At 65.9% G+C, this 23,057-nt stretch carries 28 protein-coding genes and 1 tRNA gene; 7 read left to right on the top strand and 22 right to left on the bottom strand.

Features of this window, described 5'->3' with window-relative positions:
• Positions 1–321 precede the first annotated feature (321 nt).
• The 15 genes from ACWDSI_RS15915 to ACWDSI_RS15845 all read right to left on the bottom strand — a co-directional run bounded on the left by ACWDSI_RS15915 (position 322) and on the right by ACWDSI_RS15845 (position 8,998).
• Positions 322–645, bottom strand: coding sequence for a phage head completion protein (locus ACWDSI_RS15915; RefSeq protein WP_449757141.1), 324 nt, complete (start codon positions 643–645; stop codon positions 322–324).
• Positions 642–956, bottom strand: a complete 315-nt coding sequence (locus tag ACWDSI_RS15910; RefSeq protein WP_449757140.1) for a hypothetical protein — start codon at positions 954–956, stop codon at positions 642–644. Before ACWDSI_RS15910 ends, ACWDSI_RS15915 begins: the two co-directional genes overlap by 4 nt.
• Positions 956–1,795 carry a phage major capsid protein gene (locus tag ACWDSI_RS15905; protein ID WP_449757139.1) on the bottom strand — a complete coding sequence of 280 codons (840 nt, stop codon included), beginning with the start codon at positions 1,793–1,795 and terminating at the stop codon, positions 956–958. The genes ACWDSI_RS15910 and ACWDSI_RS15905 overlap by 1 nt, the downstream gene beginning before the upstream one ends.
• Positions 1,796–1,902: 107 nt before the next feature.
• A complete protein-coding gene (locus ACWDSI_RS15900; RefSeq protein WP_449757138.1) occupies positions 1,903–2,403 on the bottom strand; it encodes a hypothetical protein in 501 nt (166 codons plus the stop codon).
• Positions 2,370–2,951 (bottom strand): hypothetical protein, encoded by a 582-nt coding sequence (locus ACWDSI_RS15895; protein WP_449757137.1) that lies wholly within the window; start codon positions 2,949–2,951, stop codon positions 2,370–2,372. Before ACWDSI_RS15895 ends, ACWDSI_RS15900 begins: the two co-directional genes overlap by 34 nt.
• On the bottom strand, positions 2,951–4,258 hold the full coding sequence (locus tag ACWDSI_RS15890) for a phage portal protein (RefSeq protein WP_449757136.1): 1,308 nt from the start codon (positions 4,256–4,258) through the stop codon (positions 2,951–2,953). Before ACWDSI_RS15890 ends, ACWDSI_RS15895 begins: the two co-directional genes overlap by 1 nt.
• On the bottom strand, positions 4,255–5,706 hold the full coding sequence (locus tag ACWDSI_RS15885) for a terminase large subunit domain-containing protein (RefSeq protein ID WP_449757135.1): 1,452 nt from the start codon (positions 5,704–5,706) through the stop codon (positions 4,255–4,257). The genes ACWDSI_RS15890 and ACWDSI_RS15885 overlap by 4 nt, the downstream gene beginning before the upstream one ends.
• A gap of 373 nt (positions 5,707–6,079) precedes the next feature.
• The gene (locus tag ACWDSI_RS15880; RefSeq protein ID WP_449757134.1) at positions 6,080–6,325 is read right to left on the bottom strand and encodes a hypothetical protein; all 246 of its coding nucleotides are present in this window, start codon (positions 6,323–6,325) and stop codon (positions 6,080–6,082) included.
• Positions 6,306–6,449 (bottom strand): hypothetical protein, encoded by a 144-nt coding sequence (locus tag ACWDSI_RS15875; protein ID WP_449757133.1) that lies wholly within the window; start codon positions 6,447–6,449, stop codon positions 6,306–6,308. The genes ACWDSI_RS15880 and ACWDSI_RS15875 overlap by 20 nt, the downstream gene beginning before the upstream one ends.
• A gap of 14 nt (positions 6,450–6,463) precedes the next feature.
• Positions 6,464–6,751 carry a hypothetical protein gene (locus ACWDSI_RS15870; protein ID WP_449757132.1) on the bottom strand — a complete coding sequence of 96 codons (288 nt, stop codon included), beginning with the start codon at positions 6,749–6,751 and terminating at the stop codon, positions 6,464–6,466.
• Complete coding sequence (locus ACWDSI_RS15865; RefSeq protein WP_449757131.1) at positions 6,751–7,995, bottom strand: AAA family ATPase; 1,245 nt, start codon at positions 7,993–7,995, stop codon at positions 6,751–6,753. The genes ACWDSI_RS15870 and ACWDSI_RS15865 overlap by 1 nt, the downstream gene beginning before the upstream one ends.
• Positions 7,953–8,276 carry a DUF2742 domain-containing protein gene (locus ACWDSI_RS15860; RefSeq protein WP_449757130.1) on the bottom strand — a complete coding sequence of 108 codons (324 nt, stop codon included), beginning with the start codon at positions 8,274–8,276 and terminating at the stop codon, positions 7,953–7,955. Before ACWDSI_RS15860 ends, ACWDSI_RS15865 begins: the two co-directional genes overlap by 43 nt.
• The gene (locus ACWDSI_RS15855; protein ID WP_449757129.1) at positions 8,273–8,635 is read right to left on the bottom strand and encodes a hypothetical protein; all 363 of its coding nucleotides are present in this window, start codon (positions 8,633–8,635) and stop codon (positions 8,273–8,275) included. Before ACWDSI_RS15855 ends, ACWDSI_RS15860 begins: the two co-directional genes overlap by 4 nt.
• Positions 8,628–8,795 (bottom strand): hypothetical protein, encoded by a 168-nt coding sequence (locus ACWDSI_RS15850; RefSeq protein WP_449757128.1) that lies wholly within the window; start codon positions 8,793–8,795, stop codon positions 8,628–8,630. The genes ACWDSI_RS15855 and ACWDSI_RS15850 overlap by 8 nt, the downstream gene beginning before the upstream one ends.
• On the bottom strand, positions 8,792–8,998 hold the full coding sequence (locus ACWDSI_RS15845; protein ID WP_449757127.1) for a DNA-binding protein: 207 nt from the start codon (positions 8,996–8,998) through the stop codon (positions 8,792–8,794). The genes ACWDSI_RS15850 and ACWDSI_RS15845 overlap by 4 nt, the downstream gene beginning before the upstream one ends.
• A gap of 129 nt (positions 8,999–9,127) precedes the next feature.
• Here ACWDSI_RS15845 and ACWDSI_RS15840 point away from each other — a divergent pair, with 129 nt between their 5' ends.
• Both ACWDSI_RS15840 and ACWDSI_RS15835 read left to right on the top strand, forming a co-directional pair.
• Positions 9,128–9,673, top strand: a complete 546-nt coding sequence (locus ACWDSI_RS15840; protein WP_449757126.1) for a hypothetical protein — start codon at positions 9,128–9,130, stop codon at positions 9,671–9,673.
• On the top strand, positions 9,673–10,818 hold the full coding sequence (locus tag ACWDSI_RS15835; protein ID WP_449757125.1) for a tyrosine-type recombinase/integrase: 1,146 nt from the start codon (positions 9,673–9,675) through the stop codon (positions 10,816–10,818). The genes ACWDSI_RS15840 and ACWDSI_RS15835 overlap by 1 nt, the downstream gene beginning before the upstream one ends.
• Positions 10,819–10,897: 79 nt before the next feature.
• On the opposite strand, the gene ACWDSI_RS15830 is transcribed toward ACWDSI_RS15835, so the two are convergent.
• Positions 10,898–10,970, bottom strand: a tRNA-Thr gene (locus ACWDSI_RS15830).
• 136 nt (positions 10,971–11,106) lie between these two features.
• Between ACWDSI_RS15830 and ACWDSI_RS15825 the strand changes: the two genes are divergently transcribed.
• From ACWDSI_RS15825 to ACWDSI_RS15815, 3 genes are all read left to right on the top strand, one after another.
• Positions 11,107–11,790, top strand: a complete 684-nt coding sequence (locus tag ACWDSI_RS15825) for a 4a-hydroxytetrahydrobiopterin dehydratase (protein WP_449757124.1) — start codon at positions 11,107–11,109, stop codon at positions 11,788–11,790.
• Between the two features lie 262 nt (positions 11,791–12,052).
• Positions 12,053–12,721, top strand: a complete 669-nt coding sequence (locus tag ACWDSI_RS15820) for a GntR family transcriptional regulator (protein ID WP_449757123.1) — start codon at positions 12,053–12,055, stop codon at positions 12,719–12,721.
• Complete coding sequence (locus ACWDSI_RS15815) at positions 12,718–13,983, top strand: MFS transporter (protein WP_449757122.1); 1,266 nt, start codon at positions 12,718–12,720, stop codon at positions 13,981–13,983. Before ACWDSI_RS15820 ends, ACWDSI_RS15815 begins: the two co-directional genes overlap by 4 nt.
• Here ACWDSI_RS15815 and ACWDSI_RS15810 read toward each other — a convergent pair.
• Positions 13,951–14,394 (bottom strand): MarR family winged helix-turn-helix transcriptional regulator, encoded by a 444-nt coding sequence (locus ACWDSI_RS15810; RefSeq protein ID WP_449757121.1) that lies wholly within the window; start codon positions 14,392–14,394, stop codon positions 13,951–13,953. The two genes, ACWDSI_RS15815 and ACWDSI_RS15810, sit on opposite strands and share 33 nt — an antisense overlap.
• On the bottom strand, positions 14,381–15,832 hold the full coding sequence (locus ACWDSI_RS15805; RefSeq protein ID WP_449757120.1) for an MFS transporter: 1,452 nt from the start codon (positions 15,830–15,832) through the stop codon (positions 14,381–14,383). The genes ACWDSI_RS15810 and ACWDSI_RS15805 overlap by 14 nt, the downstream gene beginning before the upstream one ends.
• Before the next feature lie 127 nt (positions 15,833–15,959).
• On the opposite strand from ACWDSI_RS15805, the gene ACWDSI_RS15800 reads away from it, so the two are divergent.
• On the top strand, positions 15,960–18,032 hold the full coding sequence (locus ACWDSI_RS15800) for a DUF6541 family protein (RefSeq protein WP_449757119.1): 2,073 nt from the start codon (positions 15,960–15,962) through the stop codon (positions 18,030–18,032).
• Here ACWDSI_RS15800 and galE read toward each other — a convergent pair.
• A complete protein-coding gene (galE, locus tag ACWDSI_RS15795; RefSeq protein WP_449757118.1) occupies positions 18,017–19,036 on the bottom strand; it encodes a UDP-glucose 4-epimerase GalE in 1,020 nt (339 codons plus the stop codon). The genes ACWDSI_RS15800 and galE overlap by 16 nt on opposite strands.
• 92 nt (positions 19,037–19,128) lie before the next feature.
• On the opposite strand from galE, the gene ACWDSI_RS15790 reads away from it, so the two are divergent.
• On the top strand, positions 19,129–20,031 hold the full coding sequence (locus ACWDSI_RS15790) for an alpha/beta hydrolase (protein WP_449757117.1): 903 nt from the start codon (positions 19,129–19,131) through the stop codon (positions 20,029–20,031).
• 25 nt (positions 20,032–20,056) lie between these two features.
• Here the strand turns inward: ACWDSI_RS15790 and ACWDSI_RS15785 are convergent, their stop codons facing one another.
• The 3 genes from ACWDSI_RS15785 to ACWDSI_RS15775 all read right to left on the bottom strand — a co-directional run bounded on the left by ACWDSI_RS15785 (position 20,057) and on the right by ACWDSI_RS15775 (position 22,666).
• The gene (locus tag ACWDSI_RS15785; RefSeq protein ID WP_449757116.1) at positions 20,057–20,599 is read right to left on the bottom strand and encodes a hypothetical protein; all 543 of its coding nucleotides are present in this window, start codon (positions 20,597–20,599) and stop codon (positions 20,057–20,059) included.
• Positions 20,600–20,675: 76 nt separating this feature from the next.
• Positions 20,676–21,776 (bottom strand): NAD-dependent epimerase/dehydratase family protein, encoded by a 1,101-nt coding sequence (locus ACWDSI_RS15780; RefSeq protein WP_449757115.1) that lies wholly within the window; start codon positions 21,774–21,776, stop codon positions 20,676–20,678.
• Positions 21,773–22,666, bottom strand: a complete 894-nt coding sequence (locus ACWDSI_RS15775; RefSeq protein ID WP_449757144.1) for an S-methyl-5'-thioadenosine phosphorylase — start codon at positions 22,664–22,666, stop codon at positions 21,773–21,775. The genes ACWDSI_RS15780 and ACWDSI_RS15775 overlap by 4 nt, the downstream gene beginning before the upstream one ends.
• Positions 22,667–23,057 lie beyond the last annotated feature (391 nt).

Genomic DNA, 23,057 nt, shown 5'->3' with positions numbered 1-23,057 from the left:
GCCAGCGCTGCAACGCTGACTTGATCAAGTGACTACCAGGATCATATTTACGGGAAGGCACGCCCTCCCTGATCCACAGGTCTTGATCATTCCTCTGGGGCTGGCGCCGCAACGAGACTCAGAAACCCACCTTTGCCTGCGTTTTCTAGTGGAGCCGCCCAGGGGAATCGAACCCCTGACCTATTCATTTCAGCGGGCGGTAGTGCGTGGTTCGCTCACGTGCTGTGAGTCCCTTTGATGCAGGTCAGCGCAGCGGTATCTGTGCGTGTAGTCCACCTCGGAACGCAGGGTGATTCGCAATTCCGTTGGCGAAGTGTTGGCCTACGTCAGTTTCCCGATGGCTTCGTAGTGGTGCAGGCGGCCGCGGATCATGTGTTGTTCGATGGCGCCTTCGACGTCGAACTGTCGGCCTTGCCAGGTGATGCGCATGGTGGGGTCGTTGAGGTCGAAGGTGGCGGTGCGGGAAATGACCATCTGGTAGCGCTGCACGACGGTGAGCTTGCCCTGGTCGAGTTTCTGGTCGGTGTCGAGTGGCCAGATGTCGGCGGGCACGGTTTGGTCGACGAAGTCGATGATGTCGTTGCCCCAGTCGTCGGTGCCGGTGACGGTCGTGGTTTGCAGGATCACGGTGTCGTGGAAGATCACTGCGCCCTCTTCCTGTAGCGGTTGAGGACGAACAGTTCGGCGAGGGTCCAGCCGGTGAATCCCCCGTTGACCGCAACCGATCCGGTGGTGGTGGCGATTTGTTCGGGGTTGGCGGTCAATCGGGCAGCCGCGACGGTGATGACTGCGGCGAGCTCGTCGTTGGGTTCGGCGTCGACGAATCCGTTGCCTCGTGTGAAGGAGCGCACCATCGCGGCGACGATGGTGACGTGCTGGTCGGCCAGGGCGACGAGTGTCTCGTCGTCACCCTGACCGAGGAATGCAGCAACGTCAGCGCCGGTCGGCGCGCTCATCAGGCCGCGGTGAGGACGGAGACGGCTTCAGCGTGCAGCAAGCCGAGGTCATATCGGCAGGTGACACGGAGGCCGACTTGATCGTATTCGGCGTAGCGCTCGTTGAGTACGGTCACGCTCGGGCTGGTGTCTCGAGCGATGGCGACAGTCGACATGTCGGCGAGGATCGCAACCCCAGCTGGGAGTTTGTTGGTGATTGTCGCCGGGATGCCAAAGATTGTGGTGCCCGACTGCCGGGTCGGATCTGGTTCGAGCAGATACCGATTCGAGGTCGAGGACTCCTTGAGCTTGCGCAGGGCCGCGAAGTCCGCGCCGGAGATGAACCACTGGGTGGGGGTGACTTCCTTCGCATTCAGAGCGGCGATGGCGTCGAGGAGGCTGTCGGCGTCGGTGACGTCGAGGTCTCCAGTGGTGACGCCCGCCTGCTTGGTGATTCCGGTGATCGACTTGGCGGTTCCAGCTCCGGTCAGTAGGGCGGAGTCGAGTAGGTCGGAGACGTCCTTGACTAGGCGGGCCTTGAGTACTGCGTCGATACCGATCACGCTCTGGCGCACCAACTCTGAGGTGTAACGCAGGATGGTTTTGATCGAGGTGCGGTCGGTGGGCATCAGCTTCACCTCGTCGAACTCGACGTCGGCGTTATCGGCGATCAGGCCACCTTCGGCGACGAACGCGGGTGTCGAGCCGCTGACGAGCTTGGGGATACGCAGTTCGCTTGCTGTATCGAATACGCGGGGTCCGGATGAGAGGACCACCGAGGCGGCTTCGAGCGGCTGAACGAGCAGGGTCGAGACTTGTTCGGCGAGCAGTTCGGGGTTGGTGGTGGTTGTTTCGGTCATGGCGTTCTCCTGGGGAGTGGAAGGGATTGGTCACCTTCGCCGCCAGGACGAATCGAGGGGACGCACACCAGGCGCGTCCCCTCGATCATCTCACATGTTGGGATTGGTTACGAGTGTCCTCGGAGGATGCCGAGCAAGTTCACTCCGTCACTCGATTTGCTCGCACCCTGCCCGATGTCGCCAGCGACTCGACGTGCCGCGAGATGAGGCTTCGCAGCCAGTAGCGTGTCGATCGCTGCTGTCAGGCTGTCAGCGTCGTCGAGGTGGTCTTCATCGAATGCCAGGTCGGTCGGGTCGGCGAGCTTGCCGGTCTGCTCGACGAGAGCGCGGTGGAGGCGGCGGGCGAGATCGTCGGCGCGCTGGGCACGCTGACGGTATTTGCCGTTCTCCTGACGCAACTTCTCGACGTAGGCCCGGTCGAACGTGTCCGGCTCTGTCTCGGATTCTGAATCTGCAAGTTCGGTGTCTGGCTCGTCGGAACCGTGGTCGTCATGTACACGGTTGTCCTCGTCGAGGGTGTCCGGCTCCTGGACATCTGTGGTCGTTTCGACCACGGTTGCCTCGTCGGTCACCGTCACCGTATCCCCTTCGCTCGTGCTGTTGCCCATGTTTCCTTGATCCCTTCTGCGATAACGGGTTTCGGGGTGCAGGTGCATCCCTTGTGGTGTTGGAACGGGTGTTCTGCGGGCCAGATGCGGCCCTCTCGCCACCACCAGCGGCACAGCTGGCAGGCGTTCGCCGACAGTTGCCGGGTCCACCCTCGGGTTTTGCCGGAGCGGATCATCGCGTCGCTGTAGGAGCGGGCGGCGGTCTCGAGTGGTTCAGCACGGCCGAGACGGGCCACGATCGCCGCCGATACCGGGGAGGCTTGCGCGACGTCGAGAACGGTGGACGCGGCCTTCGTGAGCCGGTCGAGATCATCGGGCGTAGCCAAGGCCGGAACGGCAGCGGGAGAACCCAACTGAGTCATCAGCTCGGCGGCGTAGGCCATGTTCGCCAGCGCTGAGGCTTGCCCATTGCTGATGGTGATGGCCGAGGCGATCCACTGCACGCACTCCTCACGGGACAGGGCGCCGGCAACGTAGGCGTTCCACGCGGCGACGACCTGCCGTTCAGATCGCTCCGAAAGGGCAATGAGGGCATCTCGGTAGGCCATCAGCTCACCAGCTTCCCGATGTCGGTCGACATCGAGTTGAGGACGTCACCGCGACGTGCGGCGGCGATGGCGGTGATCTCGTCGTCGGTGTAGCCCAGGCGTGCCAGCGCGGTCGACGCGGGGATCAGATCGCTTTGAAAGAGCTTCACGGTGGCATCAGCGACTTGTGCTTCCGAGCGGGTCGACGGATCAGCCCACACGACCCGCGCGTCGACGCGCTGCGGATCGACACCATCACGAACGGCAACCATCAGCCTGGCGACGGTCTCCCACGAACGGCCGAACTGAGCCTGGCGAGCTTGGGCACGCGCGGTCAGTGATGCTTCGGCGGCTCGCATAGCATCGGCCGAGGTCGGATTGTCGCCACCGATTCCGAGCATGTGTTCCGGTAGTCCGCTCACTGCCGAGATTTGGCGCATGAGCACGTTCACCGCGTTCTGGTAGCCGCCGAGATCAGCGCCCGGTAGTTGACCGAACTTCGCTCCCTCGGGCTCGGCGATCATCATGCGATCGGACTCGGGGAACGGGTTCTCGGCTTCGGTGTCGCCGGTCGGCTGGCCGTTGTCGTCGAGGACATCAGCCTCGGTCAACTCGATTCCGGTGGCGAAGCGTCGTGGTCGAGCGGTGTATTCCGAGGCCGTCATCAGGTCGAGGGTCAGCTTGTTCACCGCGTCGGACAGGTCGAGGACGTCGGCCATCTCGCTGCGGCCGTGACCGAGGAGCCGGTCACCGTTGCGCAGTCGCACCACCGGGACCACGCCGATCGGATTCGCCAGTGTCTCAACGACTTTGAAGCCTGCCGTCGTCGCTCCGGTCTGTTCGGCACGTAGGCGGACGATCTCGTCGGGACCGTACAGAACGGCCTCGGTCGACGTCGAGGTCTCCCAGCGCTTCACCGCGGCCGTGATGGCGCGGGTACCGGGATCGTTCAGCGCTGCCACCTGGTGGGCGGATTCGACGGTGACCTTGGGCCGGCCGAACTGGTCGGCCCACACAATCACGTAGCTGTCGCCGACGATCAGCGCTTCGCGGTGCGCCACCGGCGCCATCTGGTCGAGATCGTTGCGTAGCCAGTCGTCCCACACGTCGACGCCGGTGAAGCTGGTGATGCGTAGCCGCTCAGCCATCGAGTCGACGAGCAGCCGCGGGATATTCACCGACAACTGGCGGATACCGGCGAGCGCCTTGGCGGACTCTGCCGACAGGTAGGACAGCGGAGACTCGCCGGCGTAGTAGCGGTCCAACCGGTGACGGTGGGCGGCGCGCTCGTCGAGGCTCTGCATGAGTGCTGTGAGTACGTCGGTCATTTGAAGCTCCTTGCTCGTTTCTTGGATTTGGTGCCGTGCCAGGCGGCACGGTCGAATGCCACGATCGCGGCGACTGCGGCGTCGATCTTTCGTGGAGACCCACGCTTGTCCTTGCTGACGAGATCACCCAGCGGCGTGGATTTGGCGACGCAGTGCGCGATGTGCGCCGACAATCGGGAGTCACCGTCGTGAGTGACCTCGCGGCCGACGACGGCTTGATACAGACGGTCGGTAGCCGGTGCCATCCGCTGACCGTGAGCGGTGTTCCACTCCACCACCCGACGCTCACCGTGACGCTTAGCCCACCCCTCGATCTCGGTGCGCCACCCCCAAGGGTCGCAAGCCAACTCGAGGACTTGGTACCGGTCAAATGCCACGGCGACAGCGTTATCGACGTCCTCACGTGGCACTCGCCAGCCTCGATCGCCAGGGTTTTCCCAAAGCCCCTCGACCCATATGTGACCGTCGAGGGTGCAGCCGACGAGCGCGGTCGAGTCGCCCGACGCACTTCCGTCGAATGCCAAGACAACACGCTCCTTGTCAGCGACCAGCCGCGGCTCGGTGCAGGCGTCCCAGGCACCGAACGGCAACCACGCCTGCACCCCAGTCACCCACTGGCCGAGACGCAACTGCCGGAACACCGGCTCACGCAACGTCTTTCGTGCAGCAGCCATACCATCCTCGGCAAGGAACGGACGCTCACACGTCATCGCCGGGTTCGCTATCCGCCACGCCTCGCGGTCGTCGATGTCGCAGCCCTCCGGCGCGGAGAACTCGCGCAGATAGAACGCAGAGTCATCACCGGAGCGGCCATGCTCGATCAAGCGCCACATGATCGAGTCAGCCGACGCGGCCGGCGTCGAGATCGCCAACGTCAACGACTCAGGCCGCTTACCCACCATCGAGGTAACCGCTTCCCACACCTGTTCGGTCACCACGTGCAGCTCGTCGACGACGAGGAGCGTCGGGTCCCAACCATGCAGGGCCGCGGGATCAGCCGGGAGCGGTTGCAACAGGCCGTTGTTCAGCGGCGTCTGAATCCGGTCAGCGTAGACATGCGCACGCTCGGCCAGCATCGGATTGAGCTCGATCATGCGCTTCGCGGCCCGCAACGTGATGTTCGACTGCCGTTGATCCGACGCCACCACCAGGACCTCGGGCGACTCACCACCAGTGAACAGCTCAGCGACCGCCAGCATCGCAGCCAGCCCGGTCTTGCCGTTCGCCCTGGCGATCGAGACGAGCGCTTGACGGATACCGGGAGCGAATGCACCGGCGACGATCTCCTCCTGGAAGTCTGCCAATACAACCGGCCTGCCCGCGCCGACACCCTTAGGGATCATCAAGTACTCGGCGATAAACCGGCTGATCCGGCCAGCCCGATCAGCGGGGTAATCGTGCAGGTCAAGGGGCTCAACGGCTATCGTTCCCTTCGCACCAGACTTCATATTCGGACCTCACTCGCAAACTTTGCCTTGCCTTCGGGGCTTTGACCTGCGGTGATGCGCCCTGCCCCCCTGGTCGCTTCTGGGCGTGCTGCGCCTCGACGGCGGTTACAGGGGCCGCATACAACGTCGATGTCTCGCAGTCGGATGGGTTTTCCTCTGGCTTTGCGTGCCCATGCTTCGGGGCTGTGGTCGGCTTGTAGGTCGTTGGTGGTTCCGCAGTCGGAGCAGAACGGTTGGAGTTGGCGAGCCTTGCGGGACAAGCGATCCCACTTGCTGTCGTAGCCACGTTCCTGTCGGGTGAGGACATGCGCGTCGAGCCGGTGCTCGGGACACCGGGACTCGGCGCTGGGTTCACCGCAGACGAGGCAGGGTTTCAGCATTCGTCGTCACCGCCGAGTTGGTCGACGAGGTGGTTGACGTAGTGGACGAGCTTGCCGCAGAGCTTGACCGCCGCGTTGTCGACGGGGTTGAGCAGGATGTGGACTTCGCCGAGGCGTTCGTCCTGGAACTGCAGGATGGGTGTCTCGATGGTGCCGATGGTCGTGTCGGCTGCGAACACTGCGAGTTGGATGTCGGTTGAGGGTGAGAGCCGGATGATGTCATCGTCGGGGTCGGTCATGGTGGGTCTCCATCTGGTCGGTGATGTGGTTGATGAGTGCGATGGCTTCGGGTTCGGTGAGGCCGATGCCTGCGACGGTGACGACGGTGCGGTCGTCGCGTGGTGGTGTGACAGTGAGAGTCACGAGAGGTCGCGGCATCAGTCGCCGGCCTCGGTGAGTCGGCACTGGCGAAGAAACTCGGTTCGATCCCAGGTGCGGCCGCGACGCTCAGCTCGGGCCTTGAGTCGTTCGAGCCACTTGTTGTGGGCATTGAGCACGTCGATCTCGAGTCGCTGCCAGCCGAGAAGCTCGGCGCAGATTTCGGGTGACCAGAACGGCCAGCGCGGCAGCTCGAGGATTGACTCGTGCGCCAACTGGTCGAGGCTGTCGCGTTGTTCCTGCGGCAGGTCGAACCAAAACGCGAATCGAGGATTGTCTTCGTGCATCAGGCGTTCTCCTTTTCACTGCACCCGACGTGAATGCCGTTGGTCTGGTCCTCGGCGAACGTCATGCCGAACCCGCACACTCGGCATTCCTTCACCTTTTCCTTCATCTCAGGAAGTGATGGAAGTGATGGAACTGAAGGAATGGGGGGCTGGTTTCCATCACTTCCTTCATTTCCTTCACTTCCTGACGTGATGGAATGAAGTGATGGAAGTGATGCGGGGCCGTACTTGCCTCGGCTGACCTGCTTGATCTCGCCTGCCTCAGCGAGCCTTCGGAGGTGTTGTCCGGCCGCGTTGTTGTCGAGGCCGTTAATCTTGTCTGCGATCTCTTTGGGTGTGACGATGCCGGTGACGAGTTGAAGAACCTGCTGGGACATGTCGCCCATGCGGGAGGTCTTCGGTTCAGGTGTCGCCATCTGTTCGAACAGTTCCTTGGCCGTGACTTGACCTGGCCCGCGGTCGACGAGACGACCGACCATGCCGTCTGACGTCGCCGTGGATTTGAATATCTGAACCTGCTCGTGGCCGTACAGAGTGACGTTGGTTATCGGACAGAGGTTGGTCTTCTCCAGGCCAACGGCGAGGAGGTCGTTCTGATCTCGCTGGGCCAAGATGTTGAGGCGCACGACAGCGCGGATGGTGCCAGCGGCTCCGAGTGCCCCTCGGGTGCCGTTGGATCGGTCGCGGTTTGTGTGCGTCAGCGTCAACACTGCGCAGTTACGACGACGTGCGAACTGCTTCCAGGGCTTGAAAACCGCGCGGCATACGGGCGGCTTGGCAATGTCCACGCCGACGTTGAGTGTGTCGAGGAGAGCGTCGACGACGACGAGCGCAACGTCGGTGGGCATCATGTCTAGCTCGGTGTTCGGGTGGGGGATTCCGAGTTCGAACTCGTCCAACTCGTCGGATACGTTCAGCACGAAGATGTTGTCGAGGTCGGCGCCTGCGGCGAGGAGCCTGGTCTTCACGGTGTCTTCGAGGCCGTCCTCGGTGACGACAATCGCCACTTTGATGCCGTTCTTCGTTAGGTCTGCCACGATGAGCACCCAGTAGAGGCTCTTGCCGATTCCTTCGTCACCGAACAGGTTGGCGACGTGACCACGCGCGAGAATGCCAAACTTCAACCAGTGGACTGGCGTGGCCTCCGGCGTCTTTGAGAGCGGTACCCAGCGGGGTTTCTCCGCTTTTGTCTCTGTCAAAGTTACGAGACCCTTCTTTCGAGGTCGGGGTGGTCGCGGCGCCACTGGTCGCGGTCCCGGATGCGTTGTGCGACAGCCGACCAATCGCGGGCTTGCGAGATGTCGATAGCGGTGGCTTTGGCTGCGGCGCGTTGTTCATCCAGCTGGTCGAGTTGGTGTTCGAGGACCCACCGGGACCCGGCGGTGATGAGCGCGTCGGTCTTCGCGGGGTCGGCGTCGTCGAGGGCGATCCACTCGGGCGTGCCCGCGATGATGGTGGTTGTGCGGCCACCGATGACCCGGTACACGAAGTCGCGCACCGGGCCCCAGGTGATCGGATCAGTCATCGGGCGCGGATCTTCTCAGCGGTGGAGTCGGTGAAGTCCTTGTTCTCAGCGCGGTCAATCTGCGCGGCGGCGCCGGCGGCAAGCAGCGTCTGCCCGAGGTGTACTGCGTCGGTCGGGGTGAGCTGCAGGATGTGCTCCGAGTTCCCGAAGGCCACTTCCACGTAGTAGTCGAGCAGCGGCGCAGGGAAATGTGGGTCGTTGTCGGCGTAACGGATGAGGCTGGTCTGTGCGTGGGTGTCCTCGGCGAGGTGCTCGACGGGAATGGGGTCGTAGTGGAGGCGGTGTGCGCAGTCGATGTGGCCGCGGGCGCTGGGGGCGACGGTGATCACCTTCGGGAAGGTTGCGGTAGTGTCAGTCACGGAATTGTCCTTTGCTAGGGATGGATTTCTTGCCCTCGTCTCCGGTGGCCGCCGGGGCGAGGGTTTTCTTGTCGGTGTATCGGGTGAAGCGCCGGATCTCGGGTTCGTCCGTCCCGAGGCCGAGGTCGCTGTAGTCCTCGATCCGCTCGTAGCGGTTCACGCGACCTCCGAGGCGTCGAGAAGCCGGAGCAGGTCGGCAGTGACGACGCGGTAGCTGGCCCCGACCTTGATGACCTTCGCGGGAAACTGGTCGTCTCGGGCGAGCTTGTACGTGTGCGATTTGCTGATCCCGATCATCTGGCCTGCGATGGGCCAGAGCGAGACGGTCGGACCCGCGTTGTGCAGATCCTCGACTGTGGGCATTGGATTCTCCTTACTCGGAACAGTGTGCGGGATACTCTGCGAAGTGTTCCGACAATCCATTACTAGCACGCACTGCGCGTACTGTGCAACACTTGGCGGAGTATTCCAAGGGAGACATGGAGGTCGCGTGTGGCGCAGTATCGAACCTCGCACGGGGGCGAGGACCAACAGATATGGGAGATGTACGGCGGTCGAGTCAGGATTATGATCAGCCCAATTGACGTGTGGGACAACGGTTATCACTACGTCATTGATCCAACGATGGTCGAGGGTCGCTTGGTCTGCAACAGCTTGCTTATCGACCGGCTCGACGCGAAAGGCAACGTGGTGTCGCCACCCGTCGCAACCGACGCTATTCGAGGGGCCGACCTGTCGGCGTGGTTGTCATCTGCAATCGAGGATGCGACTTCGGAGCGTGTCGGGACCGACTCACGCGGCAATGAGGAGTGGGCTACAAGACATCGTTTTCCGCCAGAGGACTTCGCCGAGGCTGGCATCACAGATGAATCTCTAGAGCAGTTGTCGCAGCATTACGCCTGGCTGATGGTGCAGGGCCGCAAGCCTTCTGGCGAGTTTTTGCGGGACTATGGCCTGCCTCGATCAACGACCACCAGGTGGCTGAATGAAGCGCGTCGGCGCGGCATCTTGGTCGACGAGCATCGGCGGGTGAAGTGATGGCACGCCGTCCGGCTCCACTGGGTACGTATGGCTCCATCGGTACGTCGCGGAACTCGCGCGGCAGGTGGGTCGCGAAAGCGCGGTTCCGGGACTTCGACGGCGTAACCCGGCTCGTGCAGGCTTCGGGCGAGACTGAGGCGAAGGCCAAGTCGGCGTTGAAAGTGACACTCCGAGACCGAGCTCGGCCGACCGGCAGCGAGATCAACAGCGAGTCGACCGTGACGCAGCTCTTGGACTACTGGCTCGATGAGATTGGCCGTTCGGACCGCACACCACAGACGATTGCCTACTACCGTCGTACGGTCGAGAAGGCGATCAAGCCGGCTCTCGGCGGCGTCCGACTCCATGAAGCTACGACAGGACGAATTGAGGTGTACCTCAAGGCGCTACGGTCGCCGTCGACGGTTCGGGATTCGCGGACGATTCTTCGACAGGCGTTCGCGCTGGCTGCTCGTCACGATGCGGTGCGGCACAACCCGGTGGCGGACACGTCGAAGCCTCCCGCGGCTGTGCGGCCGGCGAAGGCGCTGACGATCGAGCAGGTGCAGGAGCTACGGCGTCGGGTGAAGGTGTGGCAGGACGAGCAGCGGCTCGGGCCGAAGCGGGCCTACGACCTGGCCGAGATCCTTGATGTGATGATCGGGACGGGGTGCCGGATCGGGGAGGTGCTGGCGCTGCGGTGGCGCGACGTCGAGGCGGCCGAGGATGGAACGGTGACCGTCACAATTGCGGGCACCGTCGTCGAGATGGCGGGCGTCGGTGTTGTTCGCCAGGACCACACCAAGACGCGCTCGGGCTTCCGGCGGGTGATCGTGCCGAGGTTCACGGCCGACGCGCTGGCTCGTCAGCGGGCGCGGGAGATCCCGACCGACCTCGTGTTCCCGACCCGCAACGGCACGCCGAGGTCGCCGTCAAATGTGCGGACCGCATGGCGCAGTGTTCGGGGTGACGATTTCAAATGGGTGAAGCCTCACGACTTCCGCAAGACGGTCGGCACTCTCGTCGAGCGGGAGGTCGGGCTGAGTGCTGCCTCGGCCCAGCTCGGGCACTCGGGGACAGCCGTTACCGAGCGGCACTACGTCGAGCGGGCGGCGTCCGCGCCGGACCTGCGGGCCACCCTGGACAGGCTCGGTTCCGAATAACCGTTGGATAAGTGTTGACTTGAACTGAAAAGGCCAGGCGACCGAAGTTTGGAAACCGTGGTCTACCTGGCCTTATCTGAGCCGCCCAGGGGAATCGAACCCCTGACCTATTCATTACGAGTGAATTGCTCTACCGACTGAGCTAGGGCGGCGTGCTGCGCGAGGCAGCGCCCACGAGTGTAGCGACCCCGGGCCGTCCGGCAAAAACCGCCCGGCGCACCCCGGCCGCGGTCGGATCATTCTCCGGTCCGCGTCTCGTGGTCGGTGAGTCGTCGTATTGTCGGCACCATGGCCGGACCCACCAACTCACCTGTTTCAGCCGCCGATGCCACCGCCGCCGTCGCCGACCCGTGGCGGGTGATCACCAACTCACTGCGCGCCTCGTTCCGCACCGGGTCGATGGTCCGCGGGATGGACTTCCTCACCCGGGTGGTCTACGCGGCCGAACGTGCCAACCACCACCCCGACATCGACCTCCGCTACGGCGCGGTCCACCTCACCCTGACCACCCACAGCGCGCAACGACTCACCGAAGCCGATGTGGCACTGGCCAATACGATCTCGCAGATCGCCGGCGACATGGAACTCGAAGCACTGCCGGCACCGGAACGCTTCGACCTCGCCATCGACGCCCTCGACATAGCCCGCGTGCGCCCGTTCTGGAAGGCCGTTCTCGGCTACACCGAACTCGACGCCGTCGGCAGTGAGAACCTCGAGGCCGACCTGGTCGACCCCGACGGGATGCTGCCGCCGGTGTGGTTTCAGCAGATGGACGAACCGCGCCCCCAGCGCAGCAGGATGCACGTGGACCTGTGGGTTCCCGCCGACGTCGTCCACGAGCGCATCCAGGCTGCCCTGGCCGCCGACGGCCAGCTACTCACCGACCGCTACGCGCCCTCGTTCTGGGTGCTCGCCGACCCCGAGGGCAACGAGGTGTGCCTGTGCACGTGGCAGCAACGCGACGACACCTGACATAGGACGACACCGGACACAGACGGGCGCGGTCGAGCCCCTCCGGAAACCCGAGCCGGAAACCGGAGGCAGCGCCGGTGCGTCCGACCTCGTATGGAGTTTCCCGATCTCGGTGTCCACACGCGCGCCTGCTCATCGAATGTGACAGCAACTGCACCACACACCAGCCTCGGGAACTATCGCAATGACCGAAGCGGACGACCACGGTGACGATCCGCACGTGTTTCGACAACCCGGGAAGACAGGTGTACAACTTGTATCTATGTTGGATCTCAGTACCGAGTCGGCCGCCGACCGCGTGTATGCGGAGGTCAAGGAGCTCATCCTGACCAACGTCATCGCCGGCGGCGAGCTGATCAGCGAAGGCGAGATCGCGCAGCGCTGCGAGGTCAGCCGCACCCCGGTGCGAGAGGCGTTCCTGCGGCTGCAGGCCGAGGGCTGGATGCGCCTCTACCCCAAGCGCGGCGCGCTGGTGTGCCCGGTGACCGAGACCGAGGCGCACGACGTGATCGACGCCCGCATCCTCGTGGAGACCCATGCGGTGCGCGGGCTCGCCGCGAACCCCATGCCGCTCGACGATCTGCTCACCCGGCTGCGCCGCAACCTCGACGCGCACCGGGCGGTACCGGCCGATCACATCGCCGACTTCGGCCGCCTCGACGCCGAGTTCCACCAGATCATCGTCGCCGCCGGTCACAACGGCCTTCTCGCCGACTTCTACCTCGGGCTGGGCGAACGGCATCGCCGCATGACCACCGCCAGCATGCACCGCGACCCCGCGGTGGTCGGACGCATCCTCACCGAACACGCCGAACTGGTGACCGCCATCGAGGCTCGCGACGTGGCGCAGTTCGACTCGATGCTGCGCCGCCACATCGCCAGCGTGCATCAGGTTCCCGCACACCGGATTCCCGGCGGTGCAGGGCGATGAGCACCACCGCCGCCGACACCGGCACCCCCACCACGACCGCCGGAACCGTCACCCGCGCCACCTGGACAGCGGTGGCACTGGCCGTGTTCGCGTCGGCGTGGGGCGGCAACGAATTCACCCCGCTGCTGGTGATGTACCGGCAGGGCGGCGACTTCTCGCCCGTCGTCGTCGACAGCCTGCTCTTCCTCTATGTGCTGGGCATCGTGCCCGCATTGCTCATCGGCGGCCCGCTGTCGGATCGTCTCGGGCGCCGCCCGCTGATGCTGCCCGCTCCCGTCTTCGCCGCCCTCGGCTCGCTGCTGCTGGCACTCGGCGCCAACTCGGTGGCCTTGCTCTCGGTGGGTCGGGTGTGCAGCGGTATCGCGCTGGGATTGTCGATGGCGGTGGGCGGCAGCTGGATCACCGAGCTGTCGGTGCGTGCCGGGGACCGTCCGGCCGCCGGCGCACGCCGGGCGGCGATGAGTCTCACCGCCGGATTCGGCATCGGCGCGGGCGTGGCCGGTGCGTTGGCGCAGTGGGCGCCGTGGCCGCACGTGCTCGCCTACATCGTCAACATCTCGCTCGCCGTACTCGCCGCCGTATTGATCCTGCGCGCACCCGAAACCCGCACGCGCAGTACCGAACCCGGGCGTCTGATCGACGATCTCAAGATCCCGTCGGCCGGGCATCGGCGATTCCTGTTCGTGGTGCTGCCGGTGGCGCCGTGGGTATTCGGGGCGTGCGCATCGGCGTATGCGGTGATCCCGGCGCTGATGTCGGCGCGGACATCGGGTGCGCCCATCGCGTTCGCCGCGCTGTGCTGCGTGTTGGGCCTCGCGGCAGGATTCGGCGTGCAGTCACTGGGCCGGCGTATCGACGATCCCGACGGGGTGCGCGGCGTGGCCAGCGCGCTCATCGTGCTGGCCGTCGGCATGGGTCTGGCCGCGCTCGCGGCGCACGCGCTCACCATCTGGCTATCGCTGCTGGCCGCCACCGTGCTGGGCTGCGGATACGGCATGGCGATGATCGCCGGGTTGCTCGAGGTCCAGAGAATAGCGACACCCGACGACCTCGCCGGGCTGACCGCGGTGTTCTACAGCGTCACCTATCTCGGATTCGCGGTGCCCGCCGTGCTGGCGCTGATCGCCGGGACCTGGCACACCGTGACCTACACAGACATGTTCGTGTTCGGCGTGGTGGCCGCGTTGGTGTGCCTCGCGGTGGCCGTCGTGGGCCATCGCCGGCACCGCTCAGCGGTCACCGCCGAGCAGCACATCCCGTAGCACCCGCAGATCGTCGGCCGAGGCGCAGCGAAGCACCTCGGGAGCAGGGTCGGATACCGACCACGCCCGCTCGAGCAACGCGCGTCCGGCATCGGTGATCCGCACCTGCTTGCTCCGGCGGTCGCGTGGCGACGGCTCGCGTACCACGTAGCCTCCCGACTCGAGGTCGGAGACGGCGACCGAGGCGGCCGGCGCGTCGTTGGTGGCCGACGCGGCGATCTCGGTGATGGTCATCGGACCCGTTGCGAGCCTGCGCAGCACGCGGATTCGGCTGAACGGCAGCCCGGTGGCGGCGATCACCTCACGTTTCCAGCCGTCGCGCGAATCGGTGACGAGGCCGGTCATCGCGCGCCACACCTGCGCGGTCAGGTCGTCGTCGGGGTGGCGTGCCGGGGGCTCAGGTGCGGGCATTGGACATCTCCGGTTCGATGAGTCCGCGCGACACAGCGTCGGCGGTGCGGTGCGCCCAGGTGGTGGTCGAGGCAACGCCGAGTGCGAGAATCGTTGCGCTGAAACCGATCACGATGTACCACATGGTGTCCATCGCATCGGTGAAGTGGGCGCCGGTCGCCGAGGTGGCCAACCCGGTGACACTGCCCGCGAGCGCGACACCCAGGCTCACCCCGATCTGACGGCTGGTGGAGGCCACCGCCGATGCGGCGCCCGCGCGATGTCGTGGCATACCTGCGACGGCGGAGTTGGTGATCGGCGCGTTGATCATGCCGAAACCCAGGCCGAACACCGCGAAAATCGTCGCGATCACCGGGATCGACGTCGCGTCGTCGATGGTGAGCATCAGCGCCGAACTCACCAGCAGCGCGATGCCCGCGATGACCAGCGACGGCCGGGTGCCCCACCGGGCCACGGCCCGTCCGGACAGCGGCGAACAGATGAGCACCGCCACCGCGGGCGGCACCAGCATGGCGCCGGTACCCACCGCGCTGAAACCGCGAATCTCCTGCAAATACAACGACATCAGGAACAAGAACCCACCCCAGCCGGCGAACGCGCAGATCGCGATGATCGTCGCCGACGAGAACGGCACGCTGCGGAAGAAACGCAGGTCGATGAACGGGTCGGAGTGCCGGCGCTCCCAGGCCAGGAACCCGATGAACGATGCGATCGCCACCGCGAACACGATCAGCGTGCGGGCCGAACCCCACCCCTGCTCGGGGCCCTCGATGAGGCCGTAGACCACTCCGGCCAGCGCGAGGATGGCCAGGCCCTGACCGACGGGATCGAGGGTCCGCATCACCGGCGACCGCGACTCCGGGATCAGCAGCGCGGTCAGCACGATGGCGGCGAGGCAGATGGGCAGGTTGATCCAGAACACCGCGCGCCAGTCGAGCAGGTCGATGAGGAGCCCGCCGATGATCGGGCCCGCGGCCATCGAGATCCCGACCACCGATCCCCAGACGCCGATCGCGCGGGCGCGTTCGCGCGGATCGACGAAGACCTGCGTGATGATCGACATCGCGACCGGATTGAGCATCGACCCACCGATCGCCTGTAGAGCGCGCGCGGCGATGAGCACACCCACGGTGGGCGCCAGGCTGCACGCCAGCGAGCCGATCGCGAACGTGGTCAGTCCGATCTGGAACACCCGTCGACGCCCGTAGCGGTCGGCCGCGGCGCCGGAGATCATCAGGAGGCTGGCCAGGACCAACGTGTAGACGTCGATGACCCACTGCAGCTGCGAGACGTCGGCGTGCAGGTCGGTGCGGATCGACGGGAGGGCGACGTTGACGATGGTCGCGTCCATCGACACGATCAGCAGGCTCAGGCAACAGGTGGCCAGAATGGCCATCTTGCGCCGGGGTGACAGATCCCGGGAGATTGTTGTGAGCATACAAATATTGTAGACCTACAAGCATTGGTCCGGTGGTTGCTCACCCGATGATCGCGGGTAACCTGCACAAAGTTCGGGACGCCGGGGTGGACGGGCGTCGGAGGTGTGTAGCGAGAGGACGAGGTCGGTGCTGCTCGGTGCCTGGGTGAGCGTGGTCACCGCGGTCCTGCTCATCGTTCCCGGCGCCCTGGTGGGCCGCCGGATGACGTTGCCGTGGCCCGTCGCGATCGCGGCCGGTCCGCCGATCACCTTCGCCATCGTGCACGTGCTCACCGTGCTCTACGGGGCCGTCGGTATCGGATGGAACCTGCTCACCGCGCTACTCGGCACCGTCGTCATCGTCGCGCTGGCCTGGGTCTACGCCCTGGCGCTACGCACCCGGGTGGGACGTCGACTGGCGCCGGTGCCTGCCGTGGGCTCACCCGAGACCGACGACGACGCTGCTGACCGGCCGTTTGGACTCACCGCCGCACCGCGCGCCGGGGTGGGGATCGCGCTGGGCGCGATCATCATCGTGATCACCTGCATTCGGCCGGTCGCCAGGACCGCTTTCGCCGGGCTGAACAACATCCCGCAGGTGTGGGACTCCCTGTGGCACGCGAGTTCGCTGCGCTTCATCGCCGACACCGGGATCGGGTCGTCGCTGCGCATGGGTGAGTTGATGAACTACGACACCCACGGCTTCAACTACTACCCCAACACCTGGCATGCGCTCGGTGCGCTCACCATGCCGCTGACCGGCGCGAACCCCGTCCAGACCTACAACACGTACTCGCCGGCCACCCTGGCGATCACGGTGACGTTCGGGGTGGCCGCACTCGCCTACTGGATGGCCCGGCACCGGTACGACACCACCACGTCGGCCCTGCTGGCCGGTGCCGCGGGCGCGGTGTCGGCGCTGTTCCCCTCCCTTCCGTACGTGGAGGTGCAGCTCACCTCGGTGCCCAACGCCGTCGGTGTCTCCCTCGCGCCGGTCGCGGCGATCCTCACCATCAGCGCGGTGCGGGATCGGCGGCGGGTGCTGCCGGCCGCGGTCGCGGTCTGCGGTGTCACCGCGACGCACCCCTCGGGTCTGATCCTGGTCGGGGTGATCGTGGGGCTGTGGTGGCTGCTCGAAGCGCTGTGGCGTCCGGTGCGCGGTCGCCTCGGCGACATCGTCACGCTGGTGGTGACCGGGGCGCTCACCCTGGTGCTGGCGTTCCCGGTGGTGCTGGGCACCATCAAGGTGGCCGACACCAACGAACTGCCGTTCTTCGACTTCCGGGTGGAGACGGTCGGGGTGCTCGACGGACTGGCGCAGGCGGCGTTCAACGGCACGGTGCCGCTGTCCACGCAGTCGTATCCGGTGTGGGTGCTGATCGTCCTCACCATCGCCGGTGCCGGCGCGCTGATCTGGTTGCGATGCTGGGGCGGCCTCGCGGCCTGGGTGGTGTTCGTGCTGGTCACCGCGAACTCGGTGGTCTCCTTGGGGCCGCTGTCGTATCCGCTGGGTGCGATCGGCGGTTACTTCTACAACTCCCCGCACCGATTGACATTGGTGGTGTCGCTGTTCTCGGCTGCCGCGGCGGGCATCGCGCTGGGAATGGCGACACTGGCGGTTGCGCGATGGGCCGCACGACTCGGTACCGACGACTCGTCGGCCTCCCGCCGACGCTGGGTCGTGCCGACCGCCGTCGCCGTGCTGTTCGCGCTGATCGCCGTCGGCGGGGTGTGGCGCTACCCGGTGAACGCGCAGATCGCGTCGAAGGAGCGCGCTGGCAAGTTCGTCGGACCCGACGACCTGGCCGCCTACCACTGGCTGGAGCAGCAACCCGACGCGCACGACGCGGTGATCCTCAACAATCTCGATCAGGGCACCGGATGGATCTATCCGGTCACCGGACTCACCCCGATGTTCGCGTTCTACCGCGCCAACGACTTCTCGCAGCGTCAGCGCGACCTGTTCTGGGGGACATCGAAGATCGGGACGGACCCGTACATCGACGGGATCGTGCGGGACATGAACGTGCGGTACGTGATCGACAGTCCGCCGAGTTACTGGCCGTTCCAGAACGGTGTGCCCGACCCGGAACACGGGGTGCAGGGCGACCCGTTCCTCGAACTCCGCGAGCACGGAACCCCGGGCCTGACCGAGGTGTTTCGGCAGGGCAACGCGACCGTGTACCGCGTGAACGAGAAGGTGTTTCAGGCGTCGGGGTAGCCGTCCGGGTTGTTCGACTGCCAGCGCCAGGTGTCCACGCACATGTCGTCGATCCTCTTGGTGGCGAACCAGTCGAGGTCCTTGTTGGCGCGGGTGGGGTCGGCGTACGACGCGGCGATGTCGCCGGCACGACGCGGCGCGATCTCGTAGGGAATCGGCCGACCGCTGGCCCGCTCGAACGCATGCACCACCTCGAGCACTGAAACCCCTTGTCCGGTACCGAGATTCCACGTCGACATGGAGTCGTTGCCGGTGCTGATCCGCGTCAGTGCCGCGACATGTCCGGCGGCGAGGTCGTCGACGTGGATATAGTCGCGCACCCCCGTGCCGTCGGGGGTGTCGTAATCGTCGCCGAAGATCGAGAGCTTGGCCCGACGGCCCACCGCCACCTGCGCGACGAACGGCATCAGATTGTTGGGGATGCCGCTGGGGTCTTCCCCGATCTGCCCGCTCGGGTGCGCGCCCACCGGATTGAAGTACCGCAGGGCTGCGATCCGCCACGACGGGTCGCTGGCGGCGACGTCGCGCAGCACCTGCTCGATCATCACCTTGGTCCACCCGTACGGATTGGTGGCCGACGTCGGCGAATCCTCGGTCATCGGCAGCACCGGTTCGGAGCCGTAGACCGTCGCCGACGACGAGAACACGAGGGTTCGCACGTCGTGGCGGCCCATCGCGCGCAGCAGCGAGAAGGTGGTGTCGAGGTTGTTCTGGTAGTAGTCGAGCGGCTTGGCCACCGACTCGCCGACCGCCTTGTATCCGGCGAAGTGGATCACCGCGTCGAGATCCTCGTGCTCGAAGAGTTTCTCGGTCTTGTCGACGTCGGTGAGGTCGAAGGCGTGCACCGGAATGTGGGTGCCGGTCAGCGCCTCGAGCCGGGCGATCACCGTCGGCCTGGAATTGCTGAAGTCGTCGACCACCACCACGTCGTGGCCCGCTTCGACGAGACGGATGACGGTGTGCGAGCCGATGTAGCCGGCGCCGCCGCTGACGAGTACACGCATGGAAACCACGGTAAGCGGTGCACCTGGTGGCTGCCAGCGAGGATGCTGTGAGATGGAGCAGTCGCGGGGCAGCGGAGGATTCAGAGGTGGGCATGTTGCGAACCGATGTGGAGTTCACGTCGTCGGGGACGACGATCCGGGGATGGCTCTACCGGCCCCCGGCGCAGTCCGGCTCGACAACGGATGCCAACCCCCCGGTGATCGTGATGGCGCACGGGCTCGGCGGTGTGCGGACCATGCGTCTGGACGCCTTTGCCGAGCGGTTCGCCGACGCGGGCTACGCCTGCCTCGTCTTCGACTACCGCCACTTCGGCGACAGCGACGGTGAACTCCGGCAACTACTCTCGGTGCGCCGACAACTCGCCGACTACGAGGCCGCCATCCGCCACGTCCGATCACTCGGCGGCGTGGACACCGCCCGCATCGTCGTGTGGGGTACGTCGTTCTCCGGTGGTCATGCGCTGACGCTGGCCGCGCGGCACCCCGAACTCGCCGCGGCTATCGCGCAATGCCCCTTCACGAGCGGAATCGCTTCCACCCTGGCGCTCGATCCGATCTCGGCGGCCAAGGTGACCGCACGCGGCATCGCCGACCTCGCGTCGAGCGTGGCGGGCCGTGGACCGGTCACCGTCGCGCTCGTCGGCACCGGACACCAGGCGGCACTGATGACCGCGCCCGACGCCGAACCCGGCTACTTGGCGCTGGTGGCGCCCGGTTCGACGTTCCGCAACGAGGTCGCCGCCCGCATCGGGCTGTCGGTTCTGCTGTCCGCGCCGGCCCGCAAGGTCGGCAAGATCACGGTCCCCACCTTCATCGCCGCATGCGACCCCGACACGGTGGCGCCGGTGCGTCCGACGATCCGCGCGGCCGGCCGCAATGCGCGCGTCACGTGCCGGCGATACCCGTACGGGCACTTCGACATCTACGTCGGCGACGCGTTCGACGAGGTGGTTGCCGACGAGATCGCATTCCTGCGCGACGTGGTGCCGGTATGACGTCGCGCCGTCGGTTCCCGGGTGCTCAGCCGTAGCAGACGCTGCGTACCCAGGCGCCGCCACCGGTCAGCGGGCCGATCGGCCCGACCGACGGCGCGGTGATGCACTGGCTGCGTCCCTGGGGGACGGGCTTGCCGGTGCGCGAATCGAACGGGAAGGTGTAGGCGAAGCTGATGGCGGTGGTCGGGTGCGTCTGCGGATACATGCCGAACAACTCGGGCAGCACGGTGCCCGGCCCGAATCCGAGGAAGCCGTAGCGCTTGCTTCCCGCCTTACCCTCACGCGGATTGTGCAGCTTGCGCAGCACGGTGTAGTACAGGGGCGGGTTGTAGGCGTCGGTCTGCTTGTAGAAGCCGACGAACTCGTAGACCTGGACGCCCGCGGCGAATAGTGCCTGGTAGGTGACATCGCCGAGCTGATCCACCCGGTGAATGCCCGGTTGGGTGGCTGCTGCGGACGGTGCTGCGGACGCCTGCGGGGTCACCGCGGCGCCCGCCCCGCCGGCGATGGTCAGTGCGGCCAGGGCGACGGCAACCCGTCGCTGGGTTTTCGAGACGATCGTGCGCATGAGAACCTCCGGGCAATTGGTGGGTAGTGGTATCCACGGTGTCGGAGGTGCCCGTCCGATCATTAGCCTTGGTAATTCATTGGGATGACATCGTGACCCGATCATTGGGGTGCAGGGAGTCTCCGCGGAGCGGTTCGTGGGCGAAAGCGCGAAAGCCCCGGTCGGGAGTGATCTGCGCGCGGAATCCCAACACCTGCGCCGCACGGGTGGGGTCGGCCACGACGTGGCGCACATCGCCGAGCCGGAAATCGTGAGTGATGATCGGTGACGGGCCGCCGAGTTCGTCGGACAGGATCGTGGCGAGTGTGCCGATGCTCACCGGTACCCCGGAAGCGACGTTGAATGCGTCGAACGATGCTCGAGGCGGACCGCAGTCCTCGTCGACGAGTGCCTCCACGGCCAGGGCGTTCGCCATGGCGACGTCGTCGACGTGGACGAAGTCGCGCATCTGGGCTCCATCCTCGAACACCAGTGGTGCCCGGCCGGCGGCCAGCATCGACCGGAAGATCGACGCCACCCCCGCGTAGGGGGTGTCTCGCGGCATGTGGGGTCCGTACACGTTGTGGTAGCGCAGCGCGATCGTGTGCGACCCGGTGGATACCGCCCACCCGCGCGCATACTGTTCCTGTGCGGCTTTGCTTGCGGCGTAATGATTCTGCGGTGCCGGCGGCGTGTGCTCGGGTGTCGGGGCCCAGCGGGTGTCGCACCCGTCGGGGCCGACGTGTTCGAAACGTCCCGCGCGCAGATCGGCGGGCCGTCGCTCGGGCACGTCGACGAGCGGACTGCCGGACGCGTCGACGTGGCAACCGTTGCCGTAGAGGACCATCGACGATGCCACGACCAGTCGACGCACACCGTGGCGGTGCATGGCCGCCAACAATGTGGCGGTGCCGAGGTCGTTGTTCCGGGCGAACTCCGGCGCATCGTGGAAACCGAGACCCAGACCGACCAGTGCGGCTTGATGATTCACCACATCGACGCCGGGAAGCACCGTGTCGAGTGCGGCTGCGTCGGTGACGTCGACCATGGCGACACCTGGAGGAGGATCGGCCGCCGCCGGGTGCGCACTGGGCAGCATCGCGTCGATACCCACGACGTCGTGACCACGATCGGCCAGCGTCGCCGCCACCCGTGACCCGATGAATCCGGCTGCGCCGGTGACCAGTACGCGGCTCATCGCGAGATCCCGCCGCGGACTGCCGGACCGTCCTGTTGGCGCTGATGGGCGAGGATGTGGGCGCTCAGCGTGTCGATATCGTGATCTGTTGTGCTGCACTCACACTGCGCGTCGGTATCGATACCGGAGATCGCAGCTTTGACGCATGCCTTGAGCCGGGGCAGGTTCGCGGCGAACTGTGCGAAGACCTCCGACGCCCCGACACCGTCGCCCGGCGCCACACCGGCGTCGAGGTCGGTGACGAGGCACAATGTGCCATAACACATTCCGAGTTCACGGGCCAACGATGCCTCCGGTTGTCCGGTCATGTTGATCAGATCGGCACCCCAGGCGGCATACATCCGGCTTTCGGCGCGGGTGGAGAAACGGGGCCCGTCGATGATCATGAGGGTACCCCCGTCGGTGATCGCCGCATCCGAGTCGCACAGCGCCGATCGAATGCGATCGCAGTACGGATCGGCGAACGAGAGATGCACCGGGTCGTGCGGATGATCGCCCACCGACGAGCGATCGAAGAAGGTCGCCGCACGTCCCGCGGTGCGGTCGATGAGCTGGTCGGGCACGATCAGGCTGCCGGGGCCGGCGTCCGGGTCGAGTGAGCCGACCGCGGCGGCGGCGATCACTGTTGTCACACCGAGGGAACGCAGCGCCCAGAGATTGGCGCGATAGGGAATCTCGTGCGGAAGATGATCGTGGTGGTTTCCGTGTCGCGGGATGAAGACCACCCGTCGGCCGTCGACCGTTCCCACGACCGGAGGGGCCGACGGTGTGCCGAAAGGTGTTTCGATGTCCACGGTGCTGACGTCGGTGTGGAAGAAGTCGTAGAAGCCGGTGCCGCCGATGATCCCGATTGCACCTGTGTCACTCTCGGATACTTCTCTGTCGGACATGATCTCTCCTCTGTGATTGGACGTCGGATTGACAACTGTCGGTGGCGGATTCACGCGAGGGGGTGCCTGCCCACGGGTCCTTATGCGGCGCAGCACCAGCCAGATCCCGGTGATCGCCCACACCGCCGCGACCGCCACTGCCAGCCCGGCCGGGTAATTGCGGTCGAGCAGCGTCGGATTCGAGGCGGGCGCCTGCCCGGCCGGTCGTGGCGCCAGCACGGGAACCGCCAGCAGTGTGAGGACCCCGGTGAATGCCAGCGCGATGGCGACGGGCACGTAGCGGCCGCGGTCACGCAGGGTGCGTCGCAGAATCCACCACACCGCCAACCAGATCGGCGCGAGCACGGCGTCATGGGCGATCACGCCACCGGCGAGCCACCCGACCATGGAC

It is taken from the genome of Gordonia sp. NPDC003429 (genome assembly GCF_053588575.1).
This window is presented reverse-complemented; position numbering and strand designations above follow the sequence as displayed.